The following is a 14515-nucleotide window of genomic DNA, read 5'->3' on the forward strand; positions in this document are numbered from 1 at the left end:
CGCGTGAACATGTACCAGATCCGCCAGTGGTACGCCCCGCTCGCGGAACTCGCGAAGACCCGCAAGGTCGCGGTCATCGCCCGCTCGCCCGGCACCATGCTCACGCTGCTCGACGAATCGCCGGTGCCGGTGGTGTACCTGCGCAAGGTGGTGGATCTCGAACGGTTCATCCACTCGCAAGACATCAAGATCGTCTTCTACGTGAACCAGAACACCAAGAACTTCCAGATGTTCCGGTACGGGCGCATGTGGCACGTTTTCATCAACCACGGTGAGAGCGACAAGATGTACATGACGACGAACCAGTTCAAGGCCTACGACTTCAGTTTCGTGGCCGGCGACGCGGCCAAGGAGCGGCTCGCCCGCAAGCTGTGGGACTTCGACGTCGACCGCAGGGCGATCTCGATAGGTCGTCCGCAGGCCGACCACTTCGCCGCCGACCTGCCCTATCCGGAAGACGACCGCACCGTCGTGCTGTACGCCCCGACCTGGGAGGGCGACCGCGAATCCGCCGCCTACGGCTCGATCGCCACCCACGGCGTCGCTCTCGTGAACGCCCTCATCGCGACGGGCACCCACCGCGTGGTCTACCGTCCGCACCCGCGCAGCGGCGTCATCGATCCCGCCTACGGTGCCGCGAACCGGTCGATCATCGCTGCCATCCGGTCGGCCAACGCCGCTGACCCGGCCGCGCACCACATCTTCGACGACGGCAACGACCTGGGCTGGCAGCTGGCGGGTGCGGATGTCGCGATCACCGACATCTCGGCCATGGTGTACGACCGGCTCGCCACCGGCAAACCGCTCATCGTGACCCGCCCGGTCTCGGCCCGTGCCGAGATCGACGAGTCGGGCTACCTCGGGTCGAGCGAGTGGCTCGAGGCCGAGGCCGCCGCCGACATCGTGGCGATCGCCGACCGCGTGCAGAACAGCGAAGAGGCGCAGAAAAACCTGCACTTCTGGGTGGAACGCCATTTCGGCGACACCACGCAGGGTGCCGCGACCGCGCGGTTCCACGGAGCCGTCGAGCAGCTCGTCGCCGAGTGGGAGCGCAACGCGCTGCTGCACGCCGACGACGAGCCGTCGAGCGAAGACCCCTTCGACGACGATGACGACGAAGACGCCATCAGCGAGGACTGACGGGGTCAAAAGCTCACCCGCCACAGGTACTCGTCGCCGTTAGGGCGGAACCAGCGCACGACGACGACCGAATTGCGCGCCAGATCGTGGCCGCGCACGGCGAAGCCGAGCACCGCGCCCGGCAACAGTCGCGTCTGGCTGACGGGCAACAGCAGCCCTGAGCCGAGCACGGCGAGCCGCATGCCGTCGAGGGTCTCGGTGCTGCGGTTCACGATGTAGTAGCGCACGGGGGCGCGGGAGCGGTCGACGATGAACGGAACGCGGTAAGCGAGTGGTTGCATGCGGCGAAGGTAGGTTCGGCCAACGACGGTGGGGCGGGTGCTGTGCAAGCCCCCGTGCGCGATTTACCTGTGGAGGAGTGGCGGCGTAGCGTCGGGATCATGCCCCGCCTGCGCAGAAGCAACCTCCAGACGCCCGGCCTCGGCCGGGTCCGACGCGGACGTGGATACTCCATCCGCGATACCGGCGGAAGGAAGGTCGACGACGACGCCGTGCGCGAGCGCGTCGACACGCTCGCGATCCCGCCCGCCTGGACCGACGTCTGGATCGCGCCGCACCCCAACAGCCACATTCAGGCGACGGGAGTCGACGAGGCCGGGCGACGACAGTACATCTACCACTCGTTCTGGCGGGAGAAGAAGGACCGGGCGAAGTTCGACCGCGCGCTGCTGTTGGCCGAGGCGCTGCCAAACGCGCGTCGAGCCGTGACGATCGACTTGCGCAGCGAGGGCAACACACGCAACCGGGTGCTCGCCGGGGCCTTCCGCATGCTCGACACCGGCGCACTGCGTATCGGTTCGGAACGCTACACCGAGACCAATGGCAGCCACGGACTGTCGACCCTGTTGTGCGCCCACGCGAAGGTCAGCGGGACGACGGTCACCCTCAAGTTCCCGGCCAAGAGCCGGCAGCAGTGGAGCTCGGAGATCACCGACGTGGATCTCGCCGAGTTGCTAGCCGACCTCAAGCGGCGCGGGCCCACCGCACGGTTGCTCTCGTATCAGGTCGACGGCGAATGGCGCCCGCTCACCGCGGAGGAGATCAACGAATACGTTCGCGAGCGCACGGGCGGCGCATTCTCGGCGAAAGACTTCCGCACGCTGCGCGGTACCGTGGCCGCCGCCGTGAGTCTCGCAAAACGCGGACCGGCGAAGTCGAGCACGGCCCGTACCCGGGCCCTCGCGCAGGCGATGCGTGACGCCGCGGCGACCCTCGGCAACACCCCGTCGATCGCGAAGAAGAGCTACGTCGACCCGCGGCTCGTCGACAAGTACCGGCAGGGCAAGACGATCGACCGTGCGAAGACGGCATCGGCCGAGACCGAGCTTCGCAAACTGCTCGGTTAGAGCCGCCGGGTCACCGTAGTGTGATCTCGCGCATCGGATCTCCGGTGTCGACGAAGAGCCTGCCCTCGGCGCTGAGTGCCGCTGCGATATTCGCCAGGGCTGCCGCGTAAAGCCGCGGGTGCCGACCGTCGAGTGCGCCCACACGGCACGCGAAGGCTAGATCGAAGGGCGGGATCGAGGGTGCGAGCGAAAAGCTCTCGACGGGCGCGCAGAGCGTCGACAGCAGGCCCGCCTCGATCTCGGCCGCGCATGTGCGCCTGGTGAGTTCGACGCCGGCGGGAGAACGGTCGAGAACGAGGACGTGTCCCGCCGGGCCGATGCGTCGAGCGACCTCGCGGGCGGCTGCGCCGGGCGCTCCACCGATCTCCAACACGCGCAGCCCCGTGCGAAGAGGGAGCGCGTCGACCGCTCGCTCTAACCGTGGGGAGAGAGCGCTGCCCATTCCTGTCGCGGGTCCTACTCGGCGGGGTCGGCGGGGAAGTCGCGCTGCGCCTTCTCGAGCGCGCGCTGGGTGCGCGACGGTCGCGGCGTCTTGTCGCCGCGCAACCGCCTGGGCAGACGCGGTTCCCTCGGCGGTTTGGGCTGCTTGGGTGCCTTCTCCCGCAGCGCGAGCACGGCGGGGAACTCGGGAGGCGCGGCCCGGAATGCCTCGCGGGAACTCCGCACGACCTGACGACCGAGCAGGTTGTTGCCGGCACCGCCGACAACGGCCCCGATACCGAACGGGATGACGCGGCCGACGATGTTCGTGCCCTGGGTGAGGGCGAACCGCTTGACGAAGGTTCTCTTGAGCCGGTCGGCGATCTGGCCCATCGCGGCCTGCGGCAGGCTCTTGGTGACGAGCTCGCCCCAGAACTTGGTGCGAACCGGCCCGGAACCCGTCGCCTGGCTGGCGAGCTGCTTCACGAGGTCGCTGCCGGCCGTGCCGAGGATGAGCGTCATCACGAGGGTGCGCGCGCGGTCGGGGTCGTCGACCGCGATGCCGTGGACCTCGGTGACCGACTGGGCGAAGAGCGCGCTCGCCTCGAGGAAGCCCCCGGTCTCGACGGTGGAGAGGGCGAGGGATGCGCCGATTCCCACGGCGGGGATGACGGCGCTCGCGCCGACGAGCGCTCCGCCCGTCGTCACGGCGGTGAGGTAGCGCCGCTCGAGGATGCGGATCACCTGCTCGGGTGTGGCGTCGGGGTTGTGTGCCCGGATACTGCGCAGGTGCGCGAGAACGGCCGGCCGCTGCACAGTGAGCAGGCGGTCGATGCCGCCCACGACGAAACGGTTCGCCTCGGGGACCTGTGGGGTCGCCGGGGGGATCACTGGCTTGATCATTTCACTCCGTAGTCGGCGTTGTACCGGTCGAGTACGTCGGCGATGGGTGCATCGAGTACGAGCTCGCCCTTGTCGAGGTAGAGGCCGCGGCTGCAGAAACGGCGCAGGTCTTTCTCGCTGTGCGAGACGATGAACAGCGTGCGGCCACCGGCGAGCAGTTCTTCGATGCGGTTGTAGCACTTCTCCCTGAAGGCCCGGTCGCCCACGGCCAGAACCTCGTCGACGAGGATGATCGGTTCTTCGAGCCGCGACACGACGGCGAAGGCGATGCGCACCTTCATCCCGCTGGAAAGGTGCTTGTAGGGGGTGTCGAGGAAGTCGCCGATCTCGGCGAACTCGATGATCTCGTCGAATTGCGACTGGATCTCGCCCCGCTTCATACCGTGGAGGCCGGCCGTGAGGTAGACGTTCTCGCGCACGGAGAGATCGTTGACGAAACCGCCGGTGATCTCGATGAGCGGCGCGACGCCGCCCCGCACACCGACGGACCCCTCGTCGGGAAGCACGACCTCGGCGACGAGTTTCAGCAGGGTCGACTTGCCCTGCCCGTTGCGGCCGACGACACCGATGGCTTCGCCCGGCTGCACGTCGAAGGTCACGTGCCGCAGCGCCCAGAACTCGCCCGGACGGGTCTTGCGGGCACGGGCGCTGAACAGGTCTTTGAAGTTGCGACGGGAGCGACGGTTGCGGCGATAACGGATGCCCGCATCCGTCACAGAGATCACCGCGGTCTGCGGGGCCGTCGCGGCGCGGTCGGCGATATCACTCTGGGTCACGGGTCAGATCTCTTTCAGCACCGAACGGATGGTGCGCTTGAACACGAGCATGCCAATACACAGGATGACGATACTCATCGCGGCTGAGACCCAGACCATAAACCAGTCGTCGGCGGAACCGAGCTGCTCGGGGAAGAACGCCCCCCGGTAGAGCGAGAAGATGCCGCTGAGCGGGTTGAACGCGGCCCAGAAGTGCAGGTCGGGCGGCAGGTCGGTCACGCCGTAGATGATGGGCGACGCATAGAACAGGAAGCGCAGGGCCAGCTTCACTGCCCGTTCGAGGTCGCGGAAGAACACAACGAGCGGGGCGACGATGAGGCCGACGCCCACGGTGAGGATGCCCTGGATGATGATCGCGAGCGGGAAGTAGAGGATGTTGAGGTTGACGGCCGCGCCGCTGATGATCACGAAGAACGCGAGCACGGGCAGACTGGCGATAAACTCGATGCCCTTCGACATCACCAGGCTGACGACCCAGATCGTGCGGGGGATCTTGGTCGAGCGAACGAGTTTCGCCTCTTTGATGAACGCCCGCGTGGTGTCGGACACCGCCCCCGTGAACCAGGTCCACGGCAGGAGCGCCGAGAGCAGGAAGACGATGTACGGTTCGGCGCCGACGTCGCGCCCGAAGACCTGGGTGAAGACGAACCAGTAGATGCCCGCCATGACCAGCGGATCGAGGATCGACCAGACATACCCGAGCGCCGACGTGGAGTAGCGCACACGCAGATCGCGCGTGGCGAGCAGTCGCAGGGAGTGCCAGTAGCGCGCTAGGGGAGCGCGTGCGGCTCGCTCGGGTGGTGCAACGGTCACGTGGATCCTTTGGGGCTAAAGGGCGCCTCGGCGGCGGCCATTCAACCCCACCACGACCGGTTAGACGAAGAGGTTCGCCCGTTCCAGGTCTTCAGCGAAGTCGACCTCCACTGCGTAGAGGTCTGAGATGTCCACCGGTTCGATGTGCAGCTTGTCCTGCTCAATGGCCAACTCTATGCCACGCTCGAAGTAGTCCTGAGCGCCGACGCGCTTGAGCTGGCGCAGCAGAACGGCCTTGTCGTCGCGCGAGATGTAGTTGATGCCGACGGCCTCGCCGAGACCGTTCTTCACGGTCTTAGAGAGCTCTTTGATGTAGCCCTCGGCATCGGTCGTGTACTTGACCTCTTCGTCGGAGACCTTCGCGGTGTTGACCGACACGAACGACTGGTCGCGGGCGACGAGCTTGGCCGCACGCTCGAGAGCGGTCGGGTCGAAGACGACGTCGCCGTTCATCCACAGCACGCCGCCGGGAGCGGACGCCTGCAGCGCGCGCATCAGGCTCTTCGACGTGTTGGTCTGGTCGTACTGCTCGTTGTAGACGAAGGATGCCTCGGGGAACGCTTCGATGATGTGCTCGAGCTTGTAGCCGACGACCACGGTGACCTGGGCGGCTTTGCCGAACGCGTGGTGGATGTTGTCGAACTGCTGCCCCATGATGGTGCGCCCATCGGCGAGCTCGGTGAGCGGCTTCGGCAGCGAACGGCCGAGGCGACTGCCCATACCGGCGGCCAAAATCACGATCTGCGTGGTCACGATGAGTCTCCTTGATGTCAAGCTAGCGCTACGAGGCAACGAATGAGGGTGGCAAGTTTGCCTGTTGTTTACCTGTAGGTGAATATCTGGACACGACACTGTGCTGGTATAACCTTACGGGCCACCCGCATGCGGGGGCCAGAGCTACGCGCCGATGTTGTCGATTCGTGATGGAACCTCTGGGAGTCTCACGCGGTTGGTACGGTTGACAGGTGGATTCCGAACCAGACCTGCCCGAGGCCCAAACACCGCCCCCGGCTCGCACTCCGGCCGCCCGCGCAGCAAGCACACCGAAGAAAACGACGGGTGCCACGCGCAAACCGGCAGCCCCGCGTCAGCCGCGGTCGAGCACGTCGGCGACCGCTGCCACGGCTAAGCCGGCCACGCCTGCCAAACCCGCCGCGCCGAAGGCTGGCCCCGTCAAACCGACCGCGCCGCGCAGCACGACCCCGCGCACCACGAACCCCCGCGCGACGACCCCGCGTACGAGCGCGCCGAAGGCCGCCCCCGCCAAGCCCGCCGCGTCGAAGTCGGTCGCGTCGCCGAATTCCGAGAGGCCGGCGGTCAAGCGCACCCCGGCGAAGAAGACGACGACGGATGCCGCGAAGCCCGACGGCACCACCGAGCTCACGGGCCCCACGCCCGACGTGACGACGGAAGCGACGCCGGCGGCCCCGCCCGCGAAACGGCCCGCCCGCCGACCCGCCGCAAAGAAGCCCGTGGTGGTCGAGCCGGTTGTGGCTCCGGAGCCCGCTGTCGAGCCGGAGCCGGAGCCGGCAGTCGAGCCGGAGCCGGCAGTCGAGCCAGAGCCGGCAGTCGAGCCAGAGCCTGTCGTCGAGCCAGAGCCCGTCGTCGAGGCGCCGGTCGTCGAGATTCAGGGCGCCGCTCGCGAGACAGTGCTGAAGATCTCCGGCCTCGTGAAGCGATTCGACGACAAGACGGCCGTCGCCGGCATCGACCTCGAGATCGAGGCCGGTTCGTTCTTCGGGATCGTCGGACCGAACGGCGCGGGCAAGACGACGACGCTGTCGATGGTCACCGGCCTGTTGCGTCCCGACGCCGGCAGCATCGTCGTGCACGGCGCCGACGTCTGGGCGAACCCGGTCGTGGCCAAGCGCACGATGGGCGTGCTGCCCGACCGCCTGAGACTGTTCGACCGGCTCACCGGTGCTCAGCTGTTGTACTACTCCGGCATCCTGCACGGGCTCGAGAAGAGCGTCGTGCGCAACCGCACCGCAGACCTGTCGGCGGCCTTCGGGCTCGAAGACTCGCTCGACCGTCTGGTGTCGGACTACTCGGCCGGAATGACCAAGAAGATCGCGATCGCCGCGGCCATGATCCACTCGCCGCGCCTGCTCGTGCTCGACGAGCCGTTCGAATCGGTCGACCCGGTATCCGCGGCGAACGTCATCGAGATACTGCAGAAGTACGTGGCCGCCGGAGGAACCGTGGTGATGTCGAGCCACACCATGAACCTCATCGAACGCATCTGCGATTCGGTCGCGGTCGTGGTTAACGGAGCGGTACTGGCGACGGGGACGATGGCCGAGGTGCGCGGCGACAAGTCGCTCGAAGAACGGTTCGTCGAACTCGCCGGCGGGCGCAAGGCGGCGGAGGGCATGGAGTGGTTGCACAAATTCTCCGACTGAAGCTGCGGCTTCTTGGCAACTCGTTCCGCCGCAGCCCCTGGCAGCTGCTCGGGCTCGTGCTCGGCCTGCTGTACGGACTCGGCACGGCCGTGCTCGTGGTCGGCGGCCTCATCGCCCTGCGGTTCTTCGACGTCGATGTCGCGGCCAGCGCCACCATCGTTCTCGGGTCGGCGGTGCTGGTCGTGTTCACCGTGTTGCCGCTCGTGCTGGGCATCGACGACACGCTCGACCCGCGCAAGTTCGCGCTGTTCGGCATTCCCAACAACAAGCTCGCCACCTCGCTCGCCATCGCGTCGTTCGTGTCGGTACCGACCATCGTCGTCACGATCATGGCCGTCGCGCAGATCGCGACCTGGAGCCGTGGCGCCGGCCCCGCGCTGCTCGCGGTCGCCGCAGCGTTCATCATCGTCGTCACCTGCGTGCTGTCGGCACGCATCTCCACCTCGGTCGCCGCGTTCCTGCTCGCCACCCGGCGGGCACGGGACACCACCGCCATCTTCGGGCTGATCGCGCTCGTGAGCCTCTCGCCCGTGATCGTCGCGCTCGTCTCGGTCGACTGGGCCCGCGAGGGCCTCGACGTTCTCGGGCGCATCGCCGCCGTGCTCGGCTGGACGCCCGTCGGAGCGGCCTGGGCGTTCCCCGCTGCCGCCGCGGCCGGCGACGGGGGAGCAGCCGCTCTCAAGCTGCTCATCGCGGTGGGCTGGATCGCGGTGCTCGCACTCGTCTGGCGGGCGCTCGTGTCGAGGATGCTCACGACCCCGCAGCGTCAGGCGCAGGCCAAGCGATACACGGGTCTCGGCTGGTTCGGCGTCTTTCCCGCCACCCGCACGGGCGTCATCGCCGCGCGGAGCGTCACCTACTGGCTGCGCGACTCCCGCTACGGCACGTCGCTCATCGCGATCCCGCTCATTCCGATCTTCATGGTCGTCGCCCTCGTCATCGGCGCGGGCCCGCTGCCGCTGATCGCCCTGCTGCCGCTGCCGATCATGTGCCTGTTTCTGTCGTGGTCGATCCACAACGACGTCGCATTCGACAACACGGCCGTCTGGCTGCACACCTCGGCGAGCACCCCGGGCCGGGCCGACCGCATCGGCCGCCTGCTGCCCGCGCTCATCGTCGGCATGGTGGTGATCGCCGTGGGTTCCGTGGTCAGCGCCCTCGTCTACGGCGATTGGGCCGTGCTGCCCAGCGTGGTGGGCGTGAGTACGGGCATCCTGCTCAGCGGCCTCGGTCTCTCGAGCTTCATGTCGGCCCGGTTCCCGTACGCCGCCGTGCGGCCGGGCGACAGCCCGTTCGCCCAGCCCCAGAGCGGGAGCCCGGCCGGACTCCTGCAGGCTCTCTCGTTCCTGGCTATCCTCGGGTTCGCCGCACCGGCCGTCATCGCCGGGGTCATCGGTGTGAACGAGGGCGGGTACTGGCCGTACCTGTCGCTGGCTGCAGGCGTCGTCATCGGAGCAGCGGTGTTGGTCGGCGGCGTCGCGTGGGGCAGCCGGGTCTTCGAGAAACGCGGGCCCGAGCTCCTCGCCTTCGCGATGCGCAACTAGCGCACGGTGGCCGAGCGAACCGCCGGGTGCGAAAGTAGAATCGGTCTATGACTGATACCGAGCACACCGGCGGAGGCACCTCAACTCTCGATCGCGAACTCGAGGAACTGCTCAACAGCGAGCAGGTCGAAGAGGGCGATCACGAGCGCTTCTCCCACTACGCACCGAAGAACAAGATCATGGAGTCCGCGCTCACCGGCAAGCCCGTTCGCGCCCTGTGCGGCAAGCTGTGGACCCCGGGCCGCGACCCGCAGAAGTTTCCCGTCTGCCCCACCTGCAAAGAGATCTACGAGACGATGAAGTAACGCGCTTCGCTGGGTTTCGATACGGCCGTAGACGGCCTACTCAACCGGCAGAGCTCACGTAGACCGTCGGGATGGCGGGCTCGCCCCGTCCGAGGCGGAAAGCCTGATCCGACAGCTCGGCGATGGCGGCGGCACGATGCGTGCGGGCCACTCCCGTGCCATGCGCTCCGAGGTAGTCGGCAACCGGCTCACCCTGGATCATGAGGGGCACGAGAAGGCGACGTTCGGCATCCGACACCGCAGGTTCGTCGCCCACGTAGATCGTCTCGGCGACGGCGACGCCGTCTTCCAGCGTGCGCACGGGGTGCTTGCGTCCGCCGACGGTGGCCTTCGACGCCGATTTCTTTGCAACCGAGACCCACTCGCCGGCGTCGTCGCGCCTGGCAACGAGCTTGTAGACCATCGAGGCGGCGGGATGCCCGGACCCGGTGACGACGGAGGTTCCGACCCCGTAGGAGTCGACGGGGGCCGCGCGGAGGGCGGCGATCGTGTACTCGTCGAGGTCGTTCGTGACGGTGATCTTGGTGTTGACGGCGCCGAGCGAGTCGAGCTGGCGGCGCACAGCGCCCACCTGTGCCGGCAGGTCGCCCGAGTCGATGCGCACGGCGCCGAGGCCGGTTCCCGCGACCCGCACGGCGGTTTCCACGGCCGCGGGCACGTCGTAGGTGTCGACGAGCAGCGTCGTTCCCGAGCCGAGGGCGGCGATCTGCGAGCGGAACGCCTCCTCCTCGCTGTCGTGCAGCAGGGTGAACGCGTGCGCGGCGGTTCCCATCGTCGGGATGCCCCATGCGCGTCCGGCCTCGAGGTTGCTGGTCGCGCCGAATCCGGCGATGAAGGCGGCGCGGGCGGCGGCGACGGCCGAGCGCTCGCCGGTGCGGCGGGATCCCATCTCGGCGATAGGGCGCCCGTCGGCGGCGGAGACCATGCGGGCGGCGGCGCTCGCGATGGCCGAGTCGTAGTTCAGCACGCTGAGGGCGAGGGTCTCGAGGATCACGGCCTCGGCGAACGTGCCGTCGACCACGAGGATGGGGGAGTTGGGGAAGTAGACCTCGCCCTCCTGGTAGCCGGAGATGTCGCCGTGGAATCTGTAGTCCGCGAGCCAGTCGAGTGTCTTCTCGGTGACGACGCCGTGGTCGCGCAACCAGGTGAGTTCGGCATCCTCGAAGCGGAAGTCGCGGATGAGGTCGAGCAGCCGCCCGGTTCCCGCGACGATGCCGTAGCGCCGCCCCTCGGGCAACCGCCGCGCGAAGACCTCGAAGACGCATTCCCTGTCGTGCAGGCCGCTGCGCATGGCCGCGTCGATCATGGTCAGCTCGTAGCGGTCGGTCAGCAGCGCGCTCGTCATGTCAATGAGCCTATCGATTGTCGCGCATCGCCTAGCGTGAGAGCCATGACAGTGCGGTGGATCTTCGCGGGGCAGCTCGGCGAGCTGTTCGACGACGGCGGGCCGATGCTGCTGATCGAAGCGAAGTCGGTGCTGCGCCGCCGCCCGATCCACCGGGCAAAGGCCCACCTCATCCTCTCGGCCATCCGCCATCGCGCCGCCGAACTCGGCGACCGGGTCGAGTTCCACCAGGTCGAGTCCTACTCCGAGGTGACGACAGGCCGCGACGACCTCGAGGTCGTCGATCCCACGTCGTATGCCGCGCGTCGGACCGTGCGCCGGCTCGGCGCGCGCATCCTGCCCAGCCGCGGGTTCGTCACCACCGAGGAGGAGTTCGCGGCGTGGGCGACGACGCGCGGCAACGGGCGGCTGCTGCTCGAGGACTTCTACCGGGACACCCGGATGCGCACCGGGCTGCTCATGGAAGGCCAGGCGCCGGCGGGCGGACAGTGGAACTACGACCACGACAACCGCCAACCGCCGCCCAAGAACGCCGTCTCGCTCGGGTTGCCCGACCCGCGCTGGCCGGTCGAAGACGACATCGACGCCGAGGTGCGCGCAGACCTCGACCGCTGGCAGGCCGCGGGCGACATCCGCCTGGTCGGCGACGACGGTCCGCGCCGGTTTGCCGCCACCGGAGCGGAAGCGGGGGCGGCGCTCGCCGACTTCATCAAGACCCGCCTCGGCGACTTCGGCACCTACGAGGACGCCACGCTCACCGGCGACTGGACCATGGCGCACTCGCTGCTCAGCGCACCGATGAACCTCGGCCTGCTCGACCCCCGGCACGTCGTGGAGACGGCGGCGGCGGAATACGCGAACGGCAATGCGCCGCTGGCGAGCGTCGAGGGATTCGTTCGCCAGATCGCCGGGTGGCGCGACTACGTCTGGCACCTCTACTGGCACCTCGGCGAGGATTACCGCACGGGGCACAACGCGCTGCGCGCCACCGTCGACCTGCCGCGCGAGTTCGTCGAACTCGACGCCGCGGCGGTCGAGGCGAACTGCCTGCGGCACTCCATCGGCGGGCTGCGCGAGCGTGGCTGGGCGCACCACATCCAGCGGCTCATGGTGATCGGCAACTGGGCGCTGCAACGCGGCTACGACCCCGTGCAGCTCAACGACTGGTTCACCGACATGTTCGTCGACGGCACCCCGTGGGTGATGCCGGCCAACGTGATCGGCATGAGCCAGCACGCCGACGGCGGCATCGTCGCGACGAAGCCCTACGCCTCGGGCGGCGCCTACATCGACCGGATGACCGACTACTGCGGCGGCTGCCGCTTCAACCCGAAGAAGCGTCTCGGCCCCGACGCGTGCCCGTACACTGCCGGTTACTGGGCGTTCCTCGACCGGGTGGAGCCGGCGCTGCGCACCAACCACCGCATGGCGCAGCCGCTCGCGGGGCTGCGCCGGCTGGCCGACCGCGAAGACGTGGTGCAGCAGGAGAGGGAGCGCGACGGCTTCCACTAAACTCGTGGGCGTGACAGATGCGCCGATCGGAGTCTTCGACTCGGGAGTCGGCGGTTTGACCGTCGCCCGGGCCATCATCGACCAGATGCCGCGGGAGTCGATCACCTACGTCGGCGACACCGCGCACTCGCCGTACGGCCCCAAACCCATCGCCGACGTGCGCCGGTACGCGCTCGAGGTCATGGACGACCTGGTCGCCGAGGGCGTGAAACTGCTCGTGATCGCGTGCAACACGGCGTCGTCGGCCATGCTGCGCGACGCCCGCGAGCGGTTCACCGGCGGCTACGGCATCCCCGTCGTCGAGGTCATCCAGCCCGCCGTGCGCGCCGCCGTGCGCCAGACCCGCAACAAGCGCGTCGGCGTGATCGGCACGGTGGGAACGGTGCAGTCGCTCGCCTACGAGGACGCGTTCGCCGCGGCATCCGACCTGCACATCTTTACCGAGGCCTGCCCGCGGTTCGTCGAATTCGTCGAGGCCGGGGTCACCAGCGGCCCCGAGCTCTTCGCGGTCGCCGAGCAGTACCTCGCGCCGCTCAAGGGCGCCGACATCGACACCCTCGTGCTCGGCTGCACGCACTACCCGTTGCTGGCCGCGGCCATCCAGTACGTGATGGGAGAAGAGGTCACTCTCGTCTCGAGCGCGGAAGAGACCGCATACGACGTGTACCGGATGCTCGTGAAGCACGGCCTCGAGCGAACGTCTCGCGAGTCGCCGGTCTACCGGTTCGAGGCCACCGGCGGCAGCCAGCAGCAGTTCTTGCGCCTCGCCGGCCGGTTCCTCGGCCCCGAGGTCACCCGCGTGGACCTCGTCGAGACCGGCGCGATCCACCTCCCCGCACTCGATCTCTCACGAGCACCTCTACCGAAAGCAGACGCCTCATGACCCGTTCCGACGGCCGCACCGCCACCGACCTCCGCCCCGTGACGATCGAGCGCGGCTGGAGCACGCAGGCCGAGGGTTCCGCACTCATCTCGTTCGGAAACACGAAGGTGCTGTGCACGGCGTCGTTCACCAACGGGGTGCCGCGCTGGCTGAAGGGCAAGGGCACCGGCTGGGTCACCGCCGAGTACTCGATGCTGCCGCGCTCGACGAACGACCGCATGGACCGCGAGAGCGTCAAGGGCAAGATCGGCGGCCGCACGCACGAGATCTCGCGCCTCATCGGACGTTCGCTGCGCGCCGTCGTCGACATGAAGGCGCTCGGCGAGAACACCATCGTGATCGACTGCGACGTGCTGCAGGCCGACGGCGGCACGCGCACCGCGGCGATCACCGGCTCGTTCGTCGCGGTGCACGACGCGCTCACGTGGATGCGCGGCAAGGGCATGATCGCCGCGCTGCCGGTGAAGGAGTTCGTCGCCGCCGTATCGGTGGGCGTCTACCAGGGCGAGCCGGTGCTGGACCTCGACTACCCCGAAGATTCGGCCTGCCAGACCGACATGAACGTGGTGATGACCGGCGGCGGGCGATTCGTCGAAGTGCAGGGCACCGCGGAAGGCGAGCCCTTTGCCCGCGAGGAACTGGACAATCTGCTCGGCCTCGCCGCGCGCGGAATTTCGGAACTGGTCGCGCATCAGCGACGCGCTTTGGGATTGTGAAAAGCATCGTCCTTGCTTCCGGAAATCCTGGAAAGAAGGCCGAGATAGAGCAACTCCTCGCACCCTTCGCAACGCGAGTGATCACGCAGGTCGAACTCGGCATCACCGAGGCGGAGGAGCCGTACGAAACTTTCCTAGAAAACGCGCTCGCCAAGGCGCGCCATGTCTGCTTCGCAACGCGCTTGCCCGCGCTCGCCGACGATTCGGGATTGTGCGTGGACGCCCTCGGCGGTGCGCCGGGCGTTCATTCCGCGCGCTATGCTGGTGAACCAAAGTCGGATCTCAGGAACAATCAGAAACTCCTCGATGCGATGTCCGCGCAGGACAACCGCGGCGCGCACTATGAAAGCGTTCTCGTGCTGATGCGCGGTCCCGGCGACACGCAACCGCTGGTCGCGAGCGCGCAATGG

At 68.1% G+C, this 14515-nt stretch carries 17 protein-coding genes; 9 read left to right on the top strand and 8 right to left on the bottom strand.

The annotated features are described in order from the left end of the window. Positions 1-3: 3 nt before the first annotated feature. Positions 4-1140 (top strand): CDP-glycerol glycerophosphotransferase family protein, encoded by a 1137-nt coding sequence (locus ACLQ6X_RS06225; RefSeq protein ID WP_411699320.1) that lies wholly within the window; start codon positions 4-6, stop codon positions 1138-1140. A gap of 5 nt (positions 1141-1145) precedes the next feature. Here ACLQ6X_RS06225 and ACLQ6X_RS06230 read toward each other — a convergent pair whose 3' ends face one another. Further along, positions 1146-1421 (bottom strand): hypothetical protein, encoded by a 276-nt coding sequence (locus ACLQ6X_RS06230; RefSeq protein WP_411699305.1) that lies wholly within the window; start codon positions 1419-1421, stop codon positions 1146-1148. 99 nt (positions 1422-1520) lie between these two features. Here ACLQ6X_RS06230 and ACLQ6X_RS06235 point away from each other — a divergent pair, with 99 nt between their 5' ends. Then, positions 1521-2486 (top strand): DNA topoisomerase IB, encoded by a 966-nt coding sequence (locus ACLQ6X_RS06235; RefSeq protein ID WP_411699306.1) that lies wholly within the window; start codon positions 1521-1523, stop codon positions 2484-2486. Between the two features lie 10 nt (positions 2487-2496). Here ACLQ6X_RS06235 and ACLQ6X_RS06240 read toward each other — a convergent pair whose 3' ends face one another. The 6 genes from ACLQ6X_RS06240 to ACLQ6X_RS06265 form a co-directional block, all read right to left on the bottom strand. Beyond that, complete coding sequence (locus tag ACLQ6X_RS06240; protein WP_411699307.1) at positions 2497-2859, bottom strand: methyltransferase domain-containing protein; 363 nt, start codon at positions 2857-2859, stop codon at positions 2497-2499. Between the two features lie 83 nt (positions 2860-2942). Continuing rightward, positions 2943-3797 carry a hypothetical protein gene (locus ACLQ6X_RS06245; protein ID WP_411699308.1) on the bottom strand — a complete coding sequence of 285 codons (855 nt, stop codon included), beginning with the start codon at positions 3795-3797 and terminating at the stop codon, positions 2943-2945. Positions 3798-3805: 8 nt separating this feature from the next. Then, positions 3806-4585 carry an ABC transporter ATP-binding protein gene (locus ACLQ6X_RS06250; protein WP_411699309.1) on the bottom strand — a complete coding sequence of 260 codons (780 nt, stop codon included), beginning with the start codon at positions 4583-4585 and terminating at the stop codon, positions 3806-3808. 3 nt (positions 4586-4588) lie between these two features. After that, positions 4589-5398 (bottom strand): ABC transporter permease, encoded by an 810-nt coding sequence (locus tag ACLQ6X_RS06255; protein ID WP_411699310.1) that lies wholly within the window; start codon positions 5396-5398, stop codon positions 4589-4591. Positions 5399-5458: 60 nt separating this feature from the next. Next, positions 5459-6151: an NTP transferase domain-containing protein gene (locus ACLQ6X_RS06260; protein WP_411699311.1), complete on the bottom strand. Its 693-nt coding sequence runs from the start codon at positions 6149-6151 to the stop codon at positions 5459-5461. Between the two features lie 334 nt (positions 6152-6485). Beyond that, positions 6486-6782, bottom strand: coding sequence for a hypothetical protein (locus ACLQ6X_RS06265; protein WP_411699312.1), 297 nt, complete (start codon positions 6780-6782; stop codon positions 6486-6488). Positions 6783-6873: 91 nt separating this feature from the next. On the opposite strand from ACLQ6X_RS06265, the gene ACLQ6X_RS06270 reads away from it, so the two are divergent. Genes ACLQ6X_RS06270 through ACLQ6X_RS06280 form a run of 3 tightly spaced genes read left to right on the top strand, consistent with a single transcriptional unit; the run spans position 6874 to position 9649 of the window. Next, a complete protein-coding gene (locus tag ACLQ6X_RS06270; RefSeq protein ID WP_411699313.1) occupies positions 6874-7800 on the top strand; it encodes an ABC transporter ATP-binding protein in 927 nt (308 codons plus the stop codon). Further along, a complete protein-coding gene (locus ACLQ6X_RS06275; RefSeq protein ID WP_411699314.1) occupies positions 7776-9344 on the top strand; it encodes a hypothetical protein in 1569 nt (522 codons plus the stop codon). The genes ACLQ6X_RS06270 and ACLQ6X_RS06275 overlap by 25 nt, the downstream gene beginning before the upstream one ends. A gap of 47 nt (positions 9345-9391) precedes the next feature. Further along, entirely contained in the window at positions 9392-9649 is a 258-nt protein-coding gene (locus ACLQ6X_RS06280; RefSeq protein WP_411699315.1) for a DUF3039 domain-containing protein, read from the top strand. Between the two features lie 40 nt (positions 9650-9689). On the opposite strand, the gene ACLQ6X_RS06285 is transcribed toward ACLQ6X_RS06280, so the two are convergent. Further along, positions 9690-11000: a nicotinate phosphoribosyltransferase gene (locus tag ACLQ6X_RS06285; RefSeq protein WP_411699321.1), complete on the bottom strand. Its 1311-nt coding sequence runs from the start codon at positions 10998-11000 to the stop codon at positions 9690-9692. Positions 11001-11039: 39 nt separating this feature from the next. Here ACLQ6X_RS06285 and ACLQ6X_RS06290 point away from each other — a divergent pair, with 39 nt between their 5' ends. The 4 genes from ACLQ6X_RS06290 to ACLQ6X_RS06305 all read left to right on the top strand — a co-directional run. Continuing rightward, positions 11040-12506, top strand: a complete 1467-nt coding sequence (locus ACLQ6X_RS06290; protein ID WP_411699316.1) for a cryptochrome/photolyase family protein — start codon at positions 11040-11042, stop codon at positions 12504-12506. Positions 12507-12516: 10 nt separating this feature from the next. Next, positions 12517-13389 carry a glutamate racemase gene (murI, locus tag ACLQ6X_RS06295; RefSeq protein WP_411699317.1) on the top strand — a complete coding sequence of 291 codons (873 nt, stop codon included), beginning with the start codon at positions 12517-12519 and terminating at the stop codon, positions 13387-13389. Beyond that, positions 13386-14105: a ribonuclease PH gene (rph, locus tag ACLQ6X_RS06300; RefSeq protein ID WP_411699318.1), complete on the top strand. Its 720-nt coding sequence runs from the start codon at positions 13386-13388 to the stop codon at positions 14103-14105. The genes murI and rph overlap by 4 nt, the downstream gene beginning before the upstream one ends. Next, the coding region (locus ACLQ6X_RS06305) for a non-canonical purine NTP pyrophosphatase (protein ID WP_411699319.1) at positions 14102-14515 on the top strand (414 nt) is incomplete at its 3' end. The genes rph and ACLQ6X_RS06305, both read left to right, overlap by 4 nt.

This window comes from Conyzicola sp., assembly GCF_046714715.1.
In the GTDB taxonomy this organism is placed as follows: domain Bacteria; phylum Actinomycetota; class Actinomycetes; order Actinomycetales; family Microbacteriaceae; genus Conyzicola.

Excerpts from the sequence above, each read along its gene's own strand:
- ACLQ6X_RS06290 (WP_411699316.1), top strand. The coding sequence starts at position 11,040 with ATGACAGTGCGGTGGATCTTCGCGGGGCAGCTCGGCGAGCTGTTCGAC.
- ACLQ6X_RS06280 (WP_411699315.1), top strand. The coding sequence starts at position 9,392 with ATGACTGATACCGAGCACACCGGCGGAGGCACCTCAACTCTCGATCGC.
- ACLQ6X_RS06235 (WP_411699306.1), top strand. The coding sequence starts at position 1,521 with ATGCCCCGCCTGCGCAGAAGCAACCTCCAGACGCCCGGCCTCGGCCGG.
- ACLQ6X_RS06230 (WP_411699305.1), bottom strand. The coding sequence starts at position 1,421 with ATGCAACCACTCGCTTACCGCGTTCCGTTCATCGTCGACCGCTCCCGC.
- rph (WP_411699318.1), top strand. The coding sequence starts at position 13,386 with ATGACCCGTTCCGACGGCCGCACCGCCACCGACCTCCGCCCCGTGACG.